The sequence below is a fragment of the Exiguobacterium sp. s141 genome, assembly GCF_018618085.1.
In the GTDB taxonomy this organism is placed as follows: domain Bacteria; phylum Bacillota; class Bacilli; order Exiguobacteriales; family Exiguobacteriaceae; genus Exiguobacterium; species Exiguobacterium mexicanum_A.
On sequence record NZ_JACSLJ010000001.1, the window covers coordinates 563,528 to 577,646 of the forward strand.

16 protein-coding genes are annotated in these 14,119 nt (G+C 52.8%); 3 read left to right on the forward strand and 13 right to left on the reverse strand.

Annotation, left to right across the window (positions count from 1 at the left end; translation table 11 throughout):
* Positions 1-27: 27 nt before the first annotated feature.
* Positions 28-321 carry a DUF1462 family protein gene (locus KNP74_RS02890; RefSeq protein WP_138859124.1) on the reverse strand — a complete coding sequence of 98 codons (294 nt, stop codon included), beginning with the start codon at positions 319-321 and terminating at the stop codon, positions 28-30.
* 96 nt (positions 322-417) lie between these two features.
* Between KNP74_RS02890 and KNP74_RS02895 the strand changes: the two genes are divergently transcribed.
* A complete protein-coding gene (locus KNP74_RS02895) occupies positions 418-675 on the forward strand; it encodes a NifU family protein (protein WP_232819607.1) in 258 nt (85 codons plus the stop codon).
* Positions 676-707: 32 nt separating this feature from the next.
* Here the strand turns inward: KNP74_RS02895 and KNP74_RS02900 are convergent, their stop codons facing one another.
* Positions 708-1,478: a TIGR01457 family HAD-type hydrolase gene (locus tag KNP74_RS02900; protein WP_214706604.1), complete on the reverse strand. Its 771-nt coding sequence runs from the start codon at positions 1,476-1,478 to the stop codon at positions 708-710.
* 4 nt (positions 1,479-1,482) lie between these two features.
* Complete coding sequence (locus KNP74_RS02905; protein ID WP_214753002.1) at positions 1,483-1,926, reverse strand: DUF86 domain-containing protein; 444 nt, start codon at positions 1,924-1,926, stop codon at positions 1,483-1,485.
* A gap of 158 nt (positions 1,927-2,084) precedes the next feature.
* On the opposite strand from KNP74_RS02905, the gene glpX reads away from it, so the two are divergent.
* The gene (gene glpX, locus KNP74_RS02910; protein WP_034778408.1) at positions 2,085-3,065 is read left to right on the forward strand and encodes a class II fructose-bisphosphatase; all 981 of its coding nucleotides are present in this window, start codon (positions 2,085-2,087) and stop codon (positions 3,063-3,065) included.
* A 36-nt stretch (positions 3,066-3,101) separates the two neighbouring features.
* On the opposite strand, the gene KNP74_RS02915 is transcribed toward glpX, so the two are convergent.
* From KNP74_RS02915 to KNP74_RS02950, 8 genes are all read right to left on the reverse strand, one after another.
* Positions 3,102-3,776 (reverse strand): DUF975 family protein, encoded by a 675-nt coding sequence (locus KNP74_RS02915; protein WP_034778418.1) that lies wholly within the window; start codon positions 3,774-3,776, stop codon positions 3,102-3,104.
* Positions 3,777-3,880: 104 nt separating this feature from the next.
* Positions 3,881-4,186, reverse strand: coding sequence for a hypothetical protein (locus KNP74_RS02920; RefSeq protein WP_138859119.1), 306 nt, complete (start codon positions 4,184-4,186; stop codon positions 3,881-3,883).
* Positions 4,187-4,342: 156 nt separating this feature from the next.
* Positions 4,343-4,723 carry a YutD family protein gene (locus KNP74_RS02925; protein WP_138859118.1) on the reverse strand — a complete coding sequence of 127 codons (381 nt, stop codon included), beginning with the start codon at positions 4,721-4,723 and terminating at the stop codon, positions 4,343-4,345.
* Between the two features lie 48 nt (positions 4,724-4,771).
* Positions 4,772-6,097, reverse strand: a complete 1,326-nt coding sequence (locus KNP74_RS02930) for a bifunctional metallophosphatase/5'-nucleotidase (RefSeq protein WP_138860279.1) — start codon at positions 6,095-6,097, stop codon at positions 4,772-4,774.
* Positions 6,098-6,126: 29 nt separating this feature from the next.
* Positions 6,127-6,972: a DUF72 domain-containing protein gene (locus KNP74_RS02935; protein ID WP_138859117.1), complete on the reverse strand. Its 846-nt coding sequence runs from the start codon at positions 6,970-6,972 to the stop codon at positions 6,127-6,129.
* Positions 6,973-6,989: 17 nt separating this feature from the next.
* Positions 6,990-8,171 carry an MFS transporter gene (locus KNP74_RS02940; RefSeq protein ID WP_214712895.1) on the reverse strand — a complete coding sequence of 394 codons (1,182 nt, stop codon included), beginning with the start codon at positions 8,169-8,171 and terminating at the stop codon, positions 6,990-6,992.
* 114 nt (positions 8,172-8,285) lie between these two features.
* Positions 8,286-9,605: a branched-chain amino acid transport system II carrier protein gene (brnQ, locus tag KNP74_RS02945; protein WP_214763290.1), complete on the reverse strand. Its 1,320-nt coding sequence runs from the start codon at positions 9,603-9,605 to the stop codon at positions 8,286-8,288.
* A gap of 241 nt (positions 9,606-9,846) precedes the next feature.
* On the reverse strand, positions 9,847-10,119 hold the full coding sequence (locus KNP74_RS02950; RefSeq protein WP_034778432.1) for an acylphosphatase: 273 nt from the start codon (positions 10,117-10,119) through the stop codon (positions 9,847-9,849).
* A gap of 75 nt (positions 10,120-10,194) precedes the next feature.
* Between KNP74_RS02950 and KNP74_RS02955 the strand changes: the two genes are divergently transcribed.
* Positions 10,195-11,595, forward strand: a complete 1,401-nt coding sequence (locus KNP74_RS02955) for an alanine/glycine:cation symporter family protein (protein ID WP_251126417.1) — start codon at positions 10,195-10,197, stop codon at positions 11,593-11,595.
* 36 nt (positions 11,596-11,631) lie between these two features.
* Here the strand turns inward: KNP74_RS02955 and KNP74_RS02960 are convergent, their stop codons facing one another.
* The gene (locus tag KNP74_RS02960) at positions 11,632-12,597 is read right to left on the reverse strand and encodes an L-lactate dehydrogenase (protein WP_214712890.1); all 966 of its coding nucleotides are present in this window, start codon (positions 12,595-12,597) and stop codon (positions 11,632-11,634) included.
* Positions 12,598-12,703: 106 nt separating this feature from the next.
* A complete protein-coding gene (gene sufB, locus KNP74_RS02965) occupies positions 12,704-14,101 on the reverse strand; it encodes a Fe-S cluster assembly protein SufB (RefSeq protein ID WP_214763291.1) in 1,398 nt (465 codons plus the stop codon).
* Positions 14,102-14,119 lie beyond the last annotated feature (18 nt).

The following is a 14,119-nucleotide window of genomic DNA, read 5'->3' on the forward strand; positions in this document are numbered from 1 at the left end:
CGAACGACAATCGTCGCTCGACTCTTTTCATGCTGTCGTCTGCTCGATGGCCGAGTAGACTTTTCGTAACTGGACGACCCCTTCGTCCACGACTTCCCCATTCAAGAGGACAAGCGGATAAAACCACTCGTCTTGCTTGATCGCCTCAGCGATGTCGTCGTCCGCCGTCTCGAAATCGATGTACTCGAACTCGAACGCCTGATCCGGATATTTCCGGGCAAGCGCACTTTGCAACCATTCATATGTCTCGATCGAGCTAGGTGCCCCGACGCAGCTCGCACACTGCACCTCAGCCCCATATACCGTGATTTTCATGTCCATTCCCCCTGTTCTCTCCTATTATACAAAATTCAAGAAGTGACATCGTCACAAAACGCTCAGCGTTAATGATTGAGAAACAATCTCAAACTTGCTAGAATGAAAGGGAACCAGAAAGGGGTAGATACCATGGAAATGTTTGATCAAGTCCAAGAAGTACTCGATAAATTACGCCCGTTCTTGCTTCGCGACGGCGGTGACGTCGAACTCGTAGACGTGGAAGAAGGCATCGTCAAACTTCGTTTGATGGGTGCATGCGGCAGCTGCCCATCTTCAACCATCACTTTGAAAGCCGGGATTGAGCGTGCGCTCATCGAAGAAGTACCTGGCATCGTTGAAGTCGAACAAGTATTCTAAAAAAAAAGGGAGACGTGAGTCATCCCTTTTTTTCATGCATGCGTCCATTCATCTAAGCTTTCGACCATATAGGTCGGGAGCTTTTCTTGTTCTTGGATAAAGGCCGGACCGTGTACGCCCGAATTGACATGAAGCGTCCGGAGCCCACCGTTGATTCCGAACAAGATGTCGGTATGATAGTTATCCCCGACCATGACGACCTCTTCTTTTGTGAGACCGATCATCTCAAGGGCGATATCGACCATGACCGGTTCCGGTTTCCCGATGAAGAATGGGTCTTTTTCTGTCGTCACAGCCAAGACGGATGTGAGCGCCCCGTTCCCAGGCAAAAAGCCACGTTCGGTCGGGATGGCGATATCGCCGTTCGTCGAGATGAAGCGGGCACCGGAACGAATCGCGAGTGCGCCTTTCGCCAACTTCTCGTAAGTGATATGGCGGTCGAGCCCGATGACGACATAGTCCGCCTTCGCCTCTTCCGTCACGTGGAAGCCGCGTTCTTCAAGCGCTAAACGCAAGCCGTCTTCCCCAATCATGTAAACCGTCGCGCCCGGCGTCATCTTCTCGATGTAACGGGCCGTCGCCATCGCGCTCGTCAATACGTGCTCTGGTGTGACATGTACACCCATCGAGACGAGCTTATCTGCCACTTGTTTCGGCGTCATCGACGCGTTGTTCGTGACGAACAAGTACGGGAAGCCCGTTGCTTCGAGTCGATTCACGAAATCGACCGCTGCTTGAATCGGGGCTGTCCCCGCATAAATCGTGCCGTCTAAGTCAAATAAGTATCCTTTAATCGAATCCATCCAATCACTCGCTTTCTGGTAGAAATGCTGATACAGGTCCAAGTTCCACTTCGATATAATGCCGGACCTGCTCTGGGAATGCCTCGAACGTCGCTCTATAGCGCTCGACCCAAGCGTCGAATCGGTCCGAGTCTGCCGTGACGAACTCCCGGACGTAATGAGCCCGTAGCGCCACGAGCGCTTTTGCGGCTACTGCCGTCTCGGCATCGAGCACGCGTTCATCGAGCAAAATATCGACGATGTCCTCATAACTGCCCGGGTCGCGCATGATGAAGCCATCAATCATCGAATTGCCGACATCAATCACGCCTTCCATCAAATGGACGGCCAACCGCTGTTTCGCCAGTTCGACCGTGAAGGCGTCCCCCTCTAGTTGATCAAGTCGACCGAACATCGTCTCCATATGGGCCAACGTCTCGCTAATCTTTTCTCTGTTCACAAAATACATCGGAATCCCCCCTGCCTCCTATAGTAATCCTTTTTCTCGTTCGAGAAAAGAATCTCACCTATTTACATCATTTATCCGATTGTGATACACTAATCCACGGATTAACACAATAAATAGTATGACACATTAAATAGACATCACGTGGAGGGTACAACACTATGGAACGAGAATTAGCGCTAGAGATCGTACGAGCAACTGAGGCAGCAGCACTTGCTTCGTCAAAATGGATCGGTCGTGGTCAAAAGAACGAAGCAGACGACGCAGCCACGTCAGCAATGCGTGAAGTCCTCGGGACGGTCAATATGGACGCCACCGTCGTGATTGGTGAAGGCGAGCTCGATGAGGCACCGATGCTCTATATCGGTGAACGTCTCGGCACGACGTTTGGGCCGGAAGTCGACATCGCGGTCGACCCGCTCGAAGGGACGTCCATCGTCGCCAAAGGGCTCGGCGATGCCATGGTCGTCATCGCGGTCGCCGATAAGGGCGCCCTCCTCCACGCACCGGATATGTATATGGATAAACTCGTCGTCGGGCCGAATTTGAAAGGGAAAGTCTCGCTCGACGAACCGCTCGAATCGATCATCGAGAAGGCAGCCCTCTATAACGGCAAGCGTATCGAAGAAGTCACGGTCATCATGCAAGACCGTGATCGCCATGAGCACTTGCGTCAAGCGGCGATGAACATGGGCGCTCGCGTCAAGCTGTTCGAAGACGGAGACGTCTCGGCGGGAATCGCGGCAGCCGTCAAATCAAATCCGATTGACATCTTTATCAGCACGGGCGGCGCCCCGGAAGGCGTCATCACGGCAGCGGCCGTCAAAGCGCTCGGAGGCGACATGCAGGCACGCCTTCACCCGATGAACGAAGAAGAAACGGCGCGCGTCATCTCGATGGGCATCGACGACCCGCTCCAATTGCTCACAATCGACGACCTCGTCAAGAGCGATGACTGCATCTTTGCGGCGACAGGCGTCACATCAGGCGAATTGCTCGACGGCGTCAAATTCTTGACGGATGATATCGTCGAAACGACGTCGCTCGTCATGCGCTCGAAAACGAAGACGATTCGTAAAGTCGTCGCCGAGCACACGTTGTCACTCAAGCCATACCTCCAAAAACAAGAAATCAACGCATAATAAAACCTCCGCTCTCGATTGAGCGGAGGTTTTCGTTTAGAATCCTTGTTCGAAATCCGTGCCGGCATGGTTTGTCTGTGGTCGTTCCGCTTGACGAATCGAGTCGTAGAACGTCGCGTACGTCGTCGTGAAGTACGGGTAGACGTACAAGAATCCGATTCCGAGCGTGAACACCCCGACGAAGAACCAACCGATGAACGAGAGGACGAGTTTGAACGCGTCCATCTTATGCCCATCCATCATGCGGCGTGATTCCGTGATCGCCTCAAGGGCCGATAGTTCCGGTTGGTCCCGTAAAATGTAGTACGTCAGTGAGTACGAGAACCCTTTGATGATTCCCGGGATCACGAGGAGCAACGTCCATAAGAAAATGAACAATCCCATGAAGAACGGGGCGAGCACGTGCTTGACGTAGCCCGTTTTAAATGGCTCGAACAACTTTGAGACGCCTGGCCGCTCGCCGCGTGAAACGGAAAGGACGAGCCACGCCCAGCCAATCGTGAGCGGTGCAATCAACAAAGTGAGAAGAAGCGACAAGAACGTAAGTCCCGTGTCAGCCGCTGTCGGTATCGCCTCTGGGTCTACAGGGACAGGCGGCGCGAACGATTGTGGAATCCCGTTCAAGACGACGAATAAAATTAATAGCCCGGCCATCAGCCAACGCTTTCCGGTTAACATTTTTTGGGCATGTTGTTTTAACTGTGCAGTCATTTTTCATCATCCTTTTTGTGAGGTCTTTCCTAAGTGTACGTCATCGCCTCCAGAAAAGTTTCAAAAAACCACGAAAAAAGGGAAAAGGTTTTTTTCCCTCCCCCTCAATACATCACATTGCCCATGAAAAACTGTGACATCGATAAAATAAATAAGAGCACACCTGTGGCCACTGCCACCAACGAAATGATTTTAAATAGACGGCTTCTCAGAAACGCCTGACGATATTCAAAGCGGCGGATCAGCAATACGTGGACAACCTCATAGAGAAGGACTGCGGCCGTGAAGTAAAACGTCATGATACTCCCTAACCCGAAGAACAACATCGCAAGTAAGCCCAGACCGAGATTGTGAATTCGGTTGTGGACGTCATCGCGGTCACCGACGGTCGCCGTTTGTACGTGTTGCATACTTCCACCTCACTTCCAAAACCCGAACAGAAACAATTGCTATAAATATAAGTTATCACAATTTTCCCACCCCTAAACCTGTCACACCGTCTTTTCACCTAAAAGAAACATTTGGAAAATAAATGTAACAAAAAAAGCGCTGATGTCATCAGCGCGTCATGTGCCGGTCGAAGGTTCAGCTTCTTCCGACTTATTGAATTTGCGTTTCAGTTTGAGCGGTTGTTTCGTGCCGCCGAAGACCGGACCGTCTTCCGCCTCATCGATTTCCGTCTTTTTCTTGAGCACGAAGAACGGGCACCCAAAGTTACAGTATTCATACACGTAATCCATCACATGGTCGATCCGATTGTCATATGTCGCGAACTTGGATTTTGTCTCATAAAATCCTTTCAACCGAAGTTGTCCGTGACCCCAGTCCCCGACGATATAATCATACTTATCGAGCACGTCGCTATAGCGTGCAATGAATGCCTCCTCGTCAAAACCGTCCCGTTTTTCTTCGATGACGGTATAGCCGTGGCGATTCACTCTAATCATGTTTCACACCTCCACTCTCCTATCATATCATGCCGACCGGCCCTGCCCCTATCCTTTTCGGATGGCATTATGGCGCGTCACAATCGTTTCCCGCAACACATCACGGAGCAGTTCTGGCATGAAGTAACGCTTCGTCTGGTCGGCCAAGTAAGGAAGGAGCGGACCGAACGTGAACATGTCGACCGTGGCGACGCGATACGTCTCATCGAGCTCGACTTCCTGACCGTGGACGTAATAGCGACCATGCCTCAACTCGAGACCGTGGACAATCGGGGCGCCAAGCACCGTTCCGCGAAATCCGAGGCCACGGACATGCATCGTCGTGAACGCTTCTTCTTGCACATCGTTTAAAAAACGGATCAGCGTGGCTCCGTCCAGCGAGAGCAGACAAGGGTTGATCGGATGCGGACAGATGCGGTGAAGCATATTGAGCGTGACGTGCCCCGGCAATAACCCTTCCAATAGGACGCCTGCCGGGATCACGCTCACTTCAGCGTCACACCAGTCCGCCAGCCCGCCTGCCAACAGTTCACCGAGGGCAGATGGGCCGAACCAGTCGCTCGGATAACCCGGCGTGTCAGCGATGGTCACGTCGAGCAGCCGCTCGGCTTGGCTGTATTCTTCTTGTAAGGTCGAAACCGTCGCTTCATCTGTCTCTCGTTCCGTCAAGTCATGCAAACTGGCCCGCTTCTCGATGACTCGGTTCCCATCGAGGGTGAGTTCCACTTCCCCGACGTATTGCCCGTATTTGCCGGCCTGGGCGATCAAGACACCGTTCGTGACGACCCCATCATCGAGCACGTGATGGGTATGGGCCCCGAGGATGACATCGATTTCCGGAAATGCTTCGGCGAGCCGCTCATCTGCATAAAAACCGAGGTGGCTGAGGGCGATGACGATATCACAGTCTCGGAGTGTTTCAAGCGCACGTTTCGTCGCCTCATGTGGCGCTTCGATGGTCCAACCGAGTTCCGGATAAAGTTCTTCATACGGTGCCGTCACGCCGAACAGCCCGATGCGGAGTCCGTCTCGTTCGACGACGAGCGTCTCCGTCGCCCAATCGGGTCTCGTGCCATCCGCCTGATAGACGTTCGCGAGCAACACCGGGAACTCCGCTTCTTCGTATAGATGGGCGAGCCAGTCATGCGGGAACGTGATGCCTTCGTTGTTCCCAATCGTGACCGCCGTCGGTTGGACGCGATTGAGCAGGCGGACGTTCACTTGTCCTCGCGTCACTTCCGTCGCCGGATGGGTCCGATCGGCATGGTCGCCGAGATCGAAGACGAGCGTCTCTTCTGTCCGGTGCTCGTTCAAAAACGAGACGAGACGCGGCCAGTTATGAAATTTCGAATGTAAGTCATTATAATGATACATCGTGATTGTTCTCAAGACGATTCCCCTTCCTAGAACAGGCTGATTTGGCTCGGGGCGAGCTCATATTCGGCACCGAGGATCTCGATCAACCGTTTGGCGTTCGGTACCGCGTCTCCGGCCGAGTTGTTGTTAAAGTAGACGTACACCGACTTCGCCGTTGCGTCGACTTGTTTGAGCGCCGCCGCGAGCTCTTGCAGTTCGTCTTCACTGTAGCGATACAGACAACGCACATGACGCCACTCTTGGCTCGTCATTCCTGGTTTTCTAAGCCAGCCAGCCGTGTTGCGCCCGTGTAAGCGAACGACGGCCACTTCCGGATTGGTCACGACCGGCACGAACGGGATGCTGCTCTCTTTCGTCTGCGGCTCATCACAGATCGTGTTGATGAACCGAAGTTCCGTCAAGAAAGCGAGCGTCCGCTCCCGGAACGCCTCGGAGAACCAAGTCGGGTTTCGGAACTCGATCGCGATGTCATAGTCCTTCAACTCGTCGCGAATCGTCCGCAAATAATCGAGATGCGGCTTTGAGACGTCAAACCACGGCGGCAGCTGGACGAGCACGGCCCGGAGTTTTCCGGCCTGCTTCAACGGTTCGACCGAGGTCCGGTACCGTTCGAATAGTTCGGCGAGCGGTAATTTCGGTTCGCGGTCATGTCCGCTCATTTCCCTGGAAACTTTGACGACGAACTGGAACGTTTCCGGTGTCTCCTGGTTCCACTTCTCATAGTTCTTCACAGGTTGAATCGCATAAAACGAGGAATCGATCTCGACAGTCGGAAAATGCCCCGCGTAGGTCGACAGTTTATGTTTACGTTCTTCCGGGTTCGTATAGAGCAAATCGTGGTCGCCCCATCCCGTCACACCGACATAAATCATCATGTTCCCTCCTTACATCATTGTTCGAACGTGGCCGTCGCTTTCCGCTTCGACCAGTTCAACGTTCCGGCGAACGTCACGAGCAACAGGACGAGTCCCATCACGAACGGATAGCGCATATCGATATCAAACGCAATCCCGGCGAGCGTCGGCCCGACGATATTGCCGATGCTCATATAGGCGTTGTTCATCCCCATCGCAAACCCTTGTTCCTTATCGGCCATTTTCGACACGAGCGTATTCAACACCGGTCGTAAAATCGACGTCGACAAGAAGATAATCAACGTGACGGCGAAGAAAATCGTGTAAGACCCGGCGAACAGCGAGAACAAGAAGCCGAGCGCGGCGAGCATGATGAAGATAAGCACGACTTTGATCTCACCGAGCAATGAAACGAGACGGTCGACGGCGAACAGCTGCACGATAACACTGACGATGCCTGTCCCGGTGATCATGACCGCGATTTGTTGCGGTGTCGCGCTGAACGTCTCACTGACGAACAAGCCGAGGACAGATTCATACGCCATCAAACCGAACGCCATGACCAAATTGATGACGAGCACGAAGAAATACGGCTTCCGTGTCGACGACACGAGTTGGCGCGGCAACGACTCGCTCTCGCTCGTTTGAACGTATGGTTCTCGATCCGGTTCCTTCAATAGAATGATCGACGAGATGACGGCGACGAACGAGACAATCGCTGACAAGAGAAGCGGCGCCTTCAAACCGAACTCAGCGAAGAAGCCACCGATCCCCGGTCCAATAACGATCCCGAGCGACATTGCCGCGGAAATATAGCTGTTCCCTTTCGCCCGTTGCTTGAGCGTGGTGATGTCGGCCACGTAGGCGAAAATCGCCGGAATCAATAGCGCGGCCCCGACGCCGCCGATCGCCCGTGAAATCAAGAGGACGCTCAGGTTGTCAGATAAGTAAAAGACGCCCATCGAGACGGTAAAACCGATCAGACCTAAAATAATCATCAGACGGCGCCCGTAAACATCCGCCCATTTCCCGGCAATCGGCGACATGAGCAACTGGGCTCCTGCGAAGACTGAGATCATGAGACCGGCAGCAGTGCCGCCTTCTCCGATCATCTTCAAATAATCAGGAATGATCGGAATGATGATCCCGAATCCTGCTACAGCGATGAACATGTTCAACATAAGAATCGCCAATTGTTTCTTTTGTTTAGTCGTCAATGTATGTCACTTCCTTTTCATCCTTTCATTTTACTTGTTGATGAATGGAATGAGCAAACGATAAGACAGCAAAACACCCATCCTTGACCAGAGGATGGGTGTTCGTTCACTTGCTTATGAGATGCGTGATTGAGCGAGTAATTGATTGGAACGTTGTTTCGGTAAGAAAAGCGTAATCACATACACGATCAACGTTGGAACCGCCCAGGCGAGCCCGATCTCGGCCATCGGCAAGTTCGTGATCCATTCGGTTGCAGCAGACGGCGCCAAACCGTGTGTCGTCTCAAAGAGCGAGAGCACGAGGGCCGTATACACTGTCGCCTTCATGGCGACGTGAGGGTTGCGTTGAATCCGTTCCGTGATCGACACGAGAACGAGTGCGATCATGACCGGATACAAGAGCGTGAGAAGCGGTACCGCGATTTGAATCAACGTACCGATTCCGACGAGTGAGATGAGATAGCCGAACAACGTCGTCGCGATAACGACCTGATAATACTTGAGTGATTCGAGCGTGTTGCTGATGAAGCGTGAGAACTCAGTGATGAGCCCGACCGCTGTCGTCAAACAAGCGAGGAAGACTGCTGCCCCAAGTGCGAGCATTCCGACTTGTCCGAATGAAGAACCGGCGAACGCTTGAAGCAAGCTTGCGCCATCTGTCGTCCCCGTTTGACCCGTCATATTCGCTCCGATCGATCCGAGCGAGATATAGACGAGCATCAAACATGTGACGGCAAGTAAGCCTGACGAGCGGAGAAGCGAAGACGCTTCTTTTTGGTCTGTCATACCGTTCGCTTTGAGCGTAACGAGCACGATGGCCCCGAAGACGAGTGCGCCGAAGACGTCCATCGTCAAGTAACCTTGTTTGAAACCTTCCCCGAGCGCACCCATCCATGTCTCATATCCTTCTGCTGGTGCGACCGGCTTCCCGAGTGGAGCCACGAGGTTCGTGATTCCGATTGCCGCAAGCAAGAGCAAGAGGATTGGTGTGATGATGCGTCCGATGATTTCAATCAATTTTTGAGCGCGTAACGTCAAGAAGAACGTTAATCCGAAGAAGACAGTTGAACTGATTGCGAGCGTGAGCGTAGATGGCGCACCGAGGAACGGTACGACTCCCATCTCATACGTGACGGCTGCCGTCCGAGGAATCCCGAAGAACGGCCCGATTGCCACGTACATTAATCCCGTCAAGACGAGAGCAAGACGCTTCGGAATATACCGAGCGATTTGGTCAGACCCACCGCCGACCCGCGCGACTGCGAAGAGCGCGAGTAATGGTAGCCCGACGCCGGTAATGACGAAACCGACTAGGGCTGGGACGAGGTTCTGTCCTGCCATCGCACCTAACATCGGTGGGAACAGCAAGTTCCCGGCCCCGAAGAATAATGCGAAAATCGTGAACGCTAACGGGAATAATGTCGATTTTTTCATACAACTACCTCCACATACATGTAATACCTTCCGTGTTACCCAATGAATCAAATGACTAAATTTTCTGACAATAAAGCGCTTGGTCTATTTCATTATACACACTTTCATTTTTTTGACCACCCTATCCTTAAAAATGATGTTTATTTTTTTGAAATGTGGATTTTTCATATGGAACTGTTCCCTCATTTTACAAATTATCGGCGAGTAAATGAGGAAGGATTGCTCTTTATGAGAGAAATGGTCAATAACGGATATCGAATTTCCGGAAGGATTCGATCGTCGCCTCTTCGGCTTCGATGCGTTCGACCCCGACAAAACGATTGCCGTCATATAAAGCACGTTTATAAGATTCGAGTCTCTCCGCGTCTCCTTCGATTTGAAGTTCGACCGTCCCGTCATTCAAGTTCCGAACCCAACCCGTGATGCCGTATTCAAGCGCTGTCGCTTGAGCGAAGTAGCGGAAACCGACCCCTTGGACACGACCCGATACGATGAGATGTTGTGCTTGTTTCATGCATGTATTCCTCCTCGTATGTGAAATAACAGGTTTAATGACGCTATAGTTAGGAAATAATATTTAAGTAAAATAATGGATAGGAGTGGTGATGTGGAACAACTTGTGAATATGGTGACGACGTTTTCGGATTGGCTATGGGGAGTGCCAATCATCTCATTACTTGTCTTGTCTGGACTTTATTTGACGATTCGTTTAGGGTTCTTCCAATTCCGATACCCGCTATACATATTGCAACAAACGTTAGGCAGTGTCTTTAAAAAACCAAAAGGCGAAGGCGACATCAGTCCTCGCCAAGCACTCACGTCGGCCTTGTCGTCGACGATCGGTGCTGCCAATATCATCGGGGTACCGGCTGCCATCATGTTCGGTGGTCCCGGTGCCATCTTCTGGATGTGGGTCATCGCCGTCGTCGGGATGGCCATCAAGTTCTCGGAGAGCGTCCTCGCTGTCCGTTACCGCGAGAAAAACGAGGCCGGGGAATTTGTCGGCGGTCCCGTCTACTATATGGCCAAAGGCTTGAAGTTGAAATGGCTCGCTTCTTGGTTCGCCTTCGCCCTCATGATTGAACTCATCCCGAGTATCATGGTCCAAGGGAACGCCGTCAGTTCGGCCGTCCGCGAGACGTTCGACGGCAATACGCTCGTGACCGGACTCATCGTCGCGGGCCTCGTCGCGCTCGTCGTCTTCGGCGGCGTGAAGCGGATCGCCAAAGTGACGGAGGTCATCGTCCCGGCGATGGCGCTCGTCTATGTCGGTGCCGGGTTCATCATCGTCTTGATGAACTTCTCGCAAATCCCGGAAGTACTCGGGCTCATCTTCTCGTACGCATTCCAACCGATGGCTGCCCTTGGCGGTTTCGCCGGTGCCGCGATTGCCGAGACGATTCGTTGGGGCTTCGCCCGCGGTCTGTATTCGAACGAGGCTGGACTCGGGACGGCACCGATCGCCCACGCGGCCGCCCAAACGGATCATCCGGTCCGGCAAGGTTTTTGGGCCGTGATCGGGATCGTCATCGATACGCTCATCATCTGTAGCACGACGGCGTTCGTTGTCTTGTCGTCCGGTGTATGGACACGGGCCGATGCGATGAACGATCCAGCCGCCCTGACAACAATCGCGTTCCAACAGTACTTCGGTTACACGGGTAGCCTGCTCGTCACAATCTCGCTCATCTTCTTCGTCTTGTCGACGATTATCGTCATCATCTTCTACGGGTCGCGCCAAGCCGAGTACTTGTTCGGGTTGAAGGCCGGATTCTTGATGAAAGTCGTCTATATCGCCTCAATCGTCATCGGTGCGATCGGCGGCGCCCAAATGATTTGGAACTTCCTCGACTTCATGCTCGCGATGATCCTCATCCCGAACATGATTGCCGTCTTGATGTTGAGCGGTGAAGTGAAGCGCTTGACGACCGAGTTCTTCACGTCCGAGAAATATTATAAGAAAGACGTCGCCGAGAAGAAGGCGTCGTAACGACAAACCCGGCTGCAATCGCAGCCGGGCCTTTTTTTATGAACTCGATTCAATCTTGTCGATTGCTTGACGAATCCGTCCGACCGAGGCGTCGAACTGTTGTTGTTCCTCGTCCGTCAGTTCGATTCCGACGATTTGGCGGATACCGGTCCGATCGATCAAGGCCGGTACGCCGATATGGAGGCCAGAGGCACCGTATTCTCCGTCGAGATGAGCACCGATCGTCACGACGGAGTTCTCATTCCGGACGATAGCGCGGACGATTCGGAGGAGCCCGAGCCCAATCGCGTAGTACGCCGCGCTCTTATATTCGATAATTTGATTCGCCGCATCGCGGACCCCTTGATAGATGGCGTCCAAATCTTCTTGGCGGTACGATTCATTCTCCTCAAGTAACTGTTTTATCGACTTCCCGTAAATGCGGGCATTGTCCCAGGCGACGAATCCCCCGGCGCCATGCTCGCCCATGTAATAGACGTGGCAGTTCCGTGATGACAAGTCGAAGTACTCACCGACTTTATAACGAAGACGGGCCGTGTCAAGCACCGTACCTGAACCGATGACGCGGTGCTTTGGCAAACCTGACGCCTCAAAGGCGACGTGCGCCATGACGTTGACCGGGTTCGTGGCGACGACGATGATGCCATCGAACCCGCTCGCCATGATTTGTTTCGTGACGTCACGGACGACGACCGCGTTTTGTTCGGCCAGGTCCATCTGGGTCTGACCGAGCTTTTGAGCGGCACCGGCCGTGATGACGACGATATCGGCGTCACGGCAGTCCGAGTAGTCCCCTGCCCAAATGCGGACCGGGCTCGGCGCGAACGAGATGCCGTGGTTGAGGTCCATTGCCTCCCCTTCGGCCTTGGCGTGGTTCGAGTCGATCAAGACGAGCTCTTCACAGAGCGCCGCCATCGACAGTTGATAGGCGAAACTGATACCGACCCAGCCGGCGCCGACGACGGCGATGCGGGTGATGTCTTTTGGATCAATCGTTTCCATTCAATCATTCCTCCCTAAAAGCAGTCTCTCTCTTAGCATACCCGACTCGCATTCGTTTCACGACAAAAAAAGCGAACTCCCTTGCGGTGAGTTCGCTAATTAAAGATTATCCGATCGATCCTTCCATCTCGAACTTGATGAGACGGTTCATTTCGACGGCATATTCCATTGGCAATTCTTTCGTGAACGGCTCGATGAAGCCCATGACGATCATTTCCGTCGCTTCTTCTTCCGAGATTCCGCGGCTCATGAGGTAGAAGAGTTGCTCTTCTGACACTTTAGAGACTTTCGCTTCGTGCTCGAGTGAGACTTGGTCGTTCAAGATCTCGTTGTACGGGATCGTGTCCGACGTCGACTCGTTGTCCATGATGAGCGTGTCACATTCGATATTCGAACGTGCGCCTTTCGCTTTACGGCCGAAGTGGACGATACCGCGATACGAGACTTTTCCGCCTTGTTTCGAAATCGACTTCGAGACGATTGAAGATGACGTGTTCGGTGCGAGGTGAATCATTTTCGCGCCGGCATCTTGGTGCTGCCCTTTACCGCCGAGGGCGATTGAGAGCGTCATACCGCGTGAGCCTTCACCTTTCAAGATGACGGCCGGGTATTTCATCGTGAGTTTCGAACCGATGTTACCATCGATCCACTCCATCGATCCACCCGCTTCACAGACGGCACGCTTCGTGACCAAGTTGTAGACGTTGTTCGCCCAGTTCTGGATCGTCGTATAGCGGCAGTATGCGTCTTTGTTGACGAAAATCTCAACGACCGCTGAGTGAAGTGAGTTCGTCGTGTAGACCGGTGCTGTACATCCTTCGACGTAATGGACAGAAGCGCCCTCGTCGACGATGATGAGCGTCCGCTCGAACTGACCCATGTTCTCTGAGTTGATGCGGAAGTAAGCTTGGAGCGGTTGCTCGAGCTTCACGCCTTTTGGTACGTAGATGAATGAGCCACCTGACCATACAGCCGAGTTGAGTGCCGCGAACTTGTTGTCCGTCGGCGGAATCAATTTCCCGAAATACTCACGGAAGATGGCTTCATCTTCTTTGAGCGCCGTGTCTGTATCTTTGAAGATGACACCTTTTGATTCGAAGTCTTCTTGCATGCTGTGATAGACGACTTCTGACTCGTACTGAGCCGAAACGCCTGCCAAGTATTTTTGCTCCGCTTCTGGGATTCCGAGCTTATCAAACGTACGTTTGATTTCTTCTGGAACCTCATCCCACGAGTGCTCTGTCTTTTCAGACGGTTTGACATAGTACGTGATCTCATCGAAATCAAGAGCCGTGAGATCGCCGCCCCATGTCGGCATCGGCATTTTGCGGAACTGTTCGAGTGATTTCAAACGGAACTCGAGCATCCATGCCGGTTCTTCTTTCATGTGCGAGATCGTCTCTACGATTTCGTTCGTCAAGCCGCGGCCTGAGCGGAAAATCGAGATGTCTCGGTCATGGAAGCCATATTTATAATCGCCAATGTCAGGCATGTTTTTCGCCATATCGGTCTCCTCCTTCTG

What these genes read in the sequence shown, in the direction of transcription:
- KNP74_RS02890 (WP_138859124.1), bottom strand. Translation starts at nt 321, where the DNA reads ATGGACATGAAAATCACGGTATATGGGGCTGAGGTGCAGTGTGCGAGC.
- KNP74_RS02895 (WP_232819607.1), top strand. Translation starts at nt 418, where the DNA reads ATGAAAGGGAACCAGAAAGGGGTAGATACCATGGAAATGTTTGATCAA.
- KNP74_RS02955 (WP_251126417.1), top strand. Translation starts at nt 10,195, where the DNA reads ATGGATAGGAGTGGTGATGTGGAACAACTTGTGAATATGGTGACGACG.
- KNP74_RS02915 (WP_034778418.1), bottom strand. Translation starts at nt 3,776, where the DNA reads ATGACTGCACAGTTAAAACAACATGCCCAAAAAATGTTAACCGGAAAG.
- KNP74_RS02935 (WP_138859117.1), bottom strand. Translation starts at nt 6,972, where the DNA reads ATGATTTATGTCGGTGTGACGGGATGGGGCGACCACGATTTGCTCTAT.
- KNP74_RS02900 (WP_214706604.1), bottom strand. Translation starts at nt 1,478, where the DNA reads ATGGATTCGATTAAAGGATACTTATTTGACTTAGACGGCACGATTTAT.
- KNP74_RS02920 (WP_138859119.1), bottom strand. Translation starts at nt 4,186, where the DNA reads ATGCAACACGTACAAACGGCGACCGTCGGTGACCGCGATGACGTCCAC.
- glpX (WP_034778408.1), top strand. Translation starts at nt 2,085, where the DNA reads ATGGAACGAGAATTAGCGCTAGAGATCGTACGAGCAACTGAGGCAGCA.
- sufB (WP_214763291.1), bottom strand. Translation starts at nt 14,101, where the DNA reads ATGGCGAAAAACATGCCTGACATTGGCGATTATAAATATGGCTTCCAT.
- KNP74_RS02950 (WP_034778432.1), bottom strand. Translation starts at nt 10,119, where the DNA reads ATGAAACAAGCACAACATCTCATCGTATCGGGTCGTGTCCAAGGGGTC.
- brnQ (WP_214763290.1), bottom strand. Translation starts at nt 9,605, where the DNA reads ATGAAAAAATCGACATTATTCCCGTTAGCGTTCACGATTTTCGCATTA.
- KNP74_RS02925 (WP_138859118.1), bottom strand. Translation starts at nt 4,723, where the DNA reads ATGATTAGAGTGAATCGCCACGGCTATACCGTCATCGAAGAAAAACGG.
- KNP74_RS02905 (WP_214753002.1), bottom strand. Translation starts at nt 1,926, where the DNA reads ATGTATTTTGTGAACAGAGAAAAGATTAGCGAGACGTTGGCCCATATG.
- KNP74_RS02930 (WP_138860279.1), bottom strand. Translation starts at nt 6,097, where the DNA reads ATGTATCATTATAATGACTTACATTCGAAATTTCATAACTGGCCGCGT.
- KNP74_RS02960 (WP_214712890.1), bottom strand. Translation starts at nt 12,597, where the DNA reads ATGGAAACGATTGATCCAAAAGACATCACCCGCATCGCCGTCGTCGGC.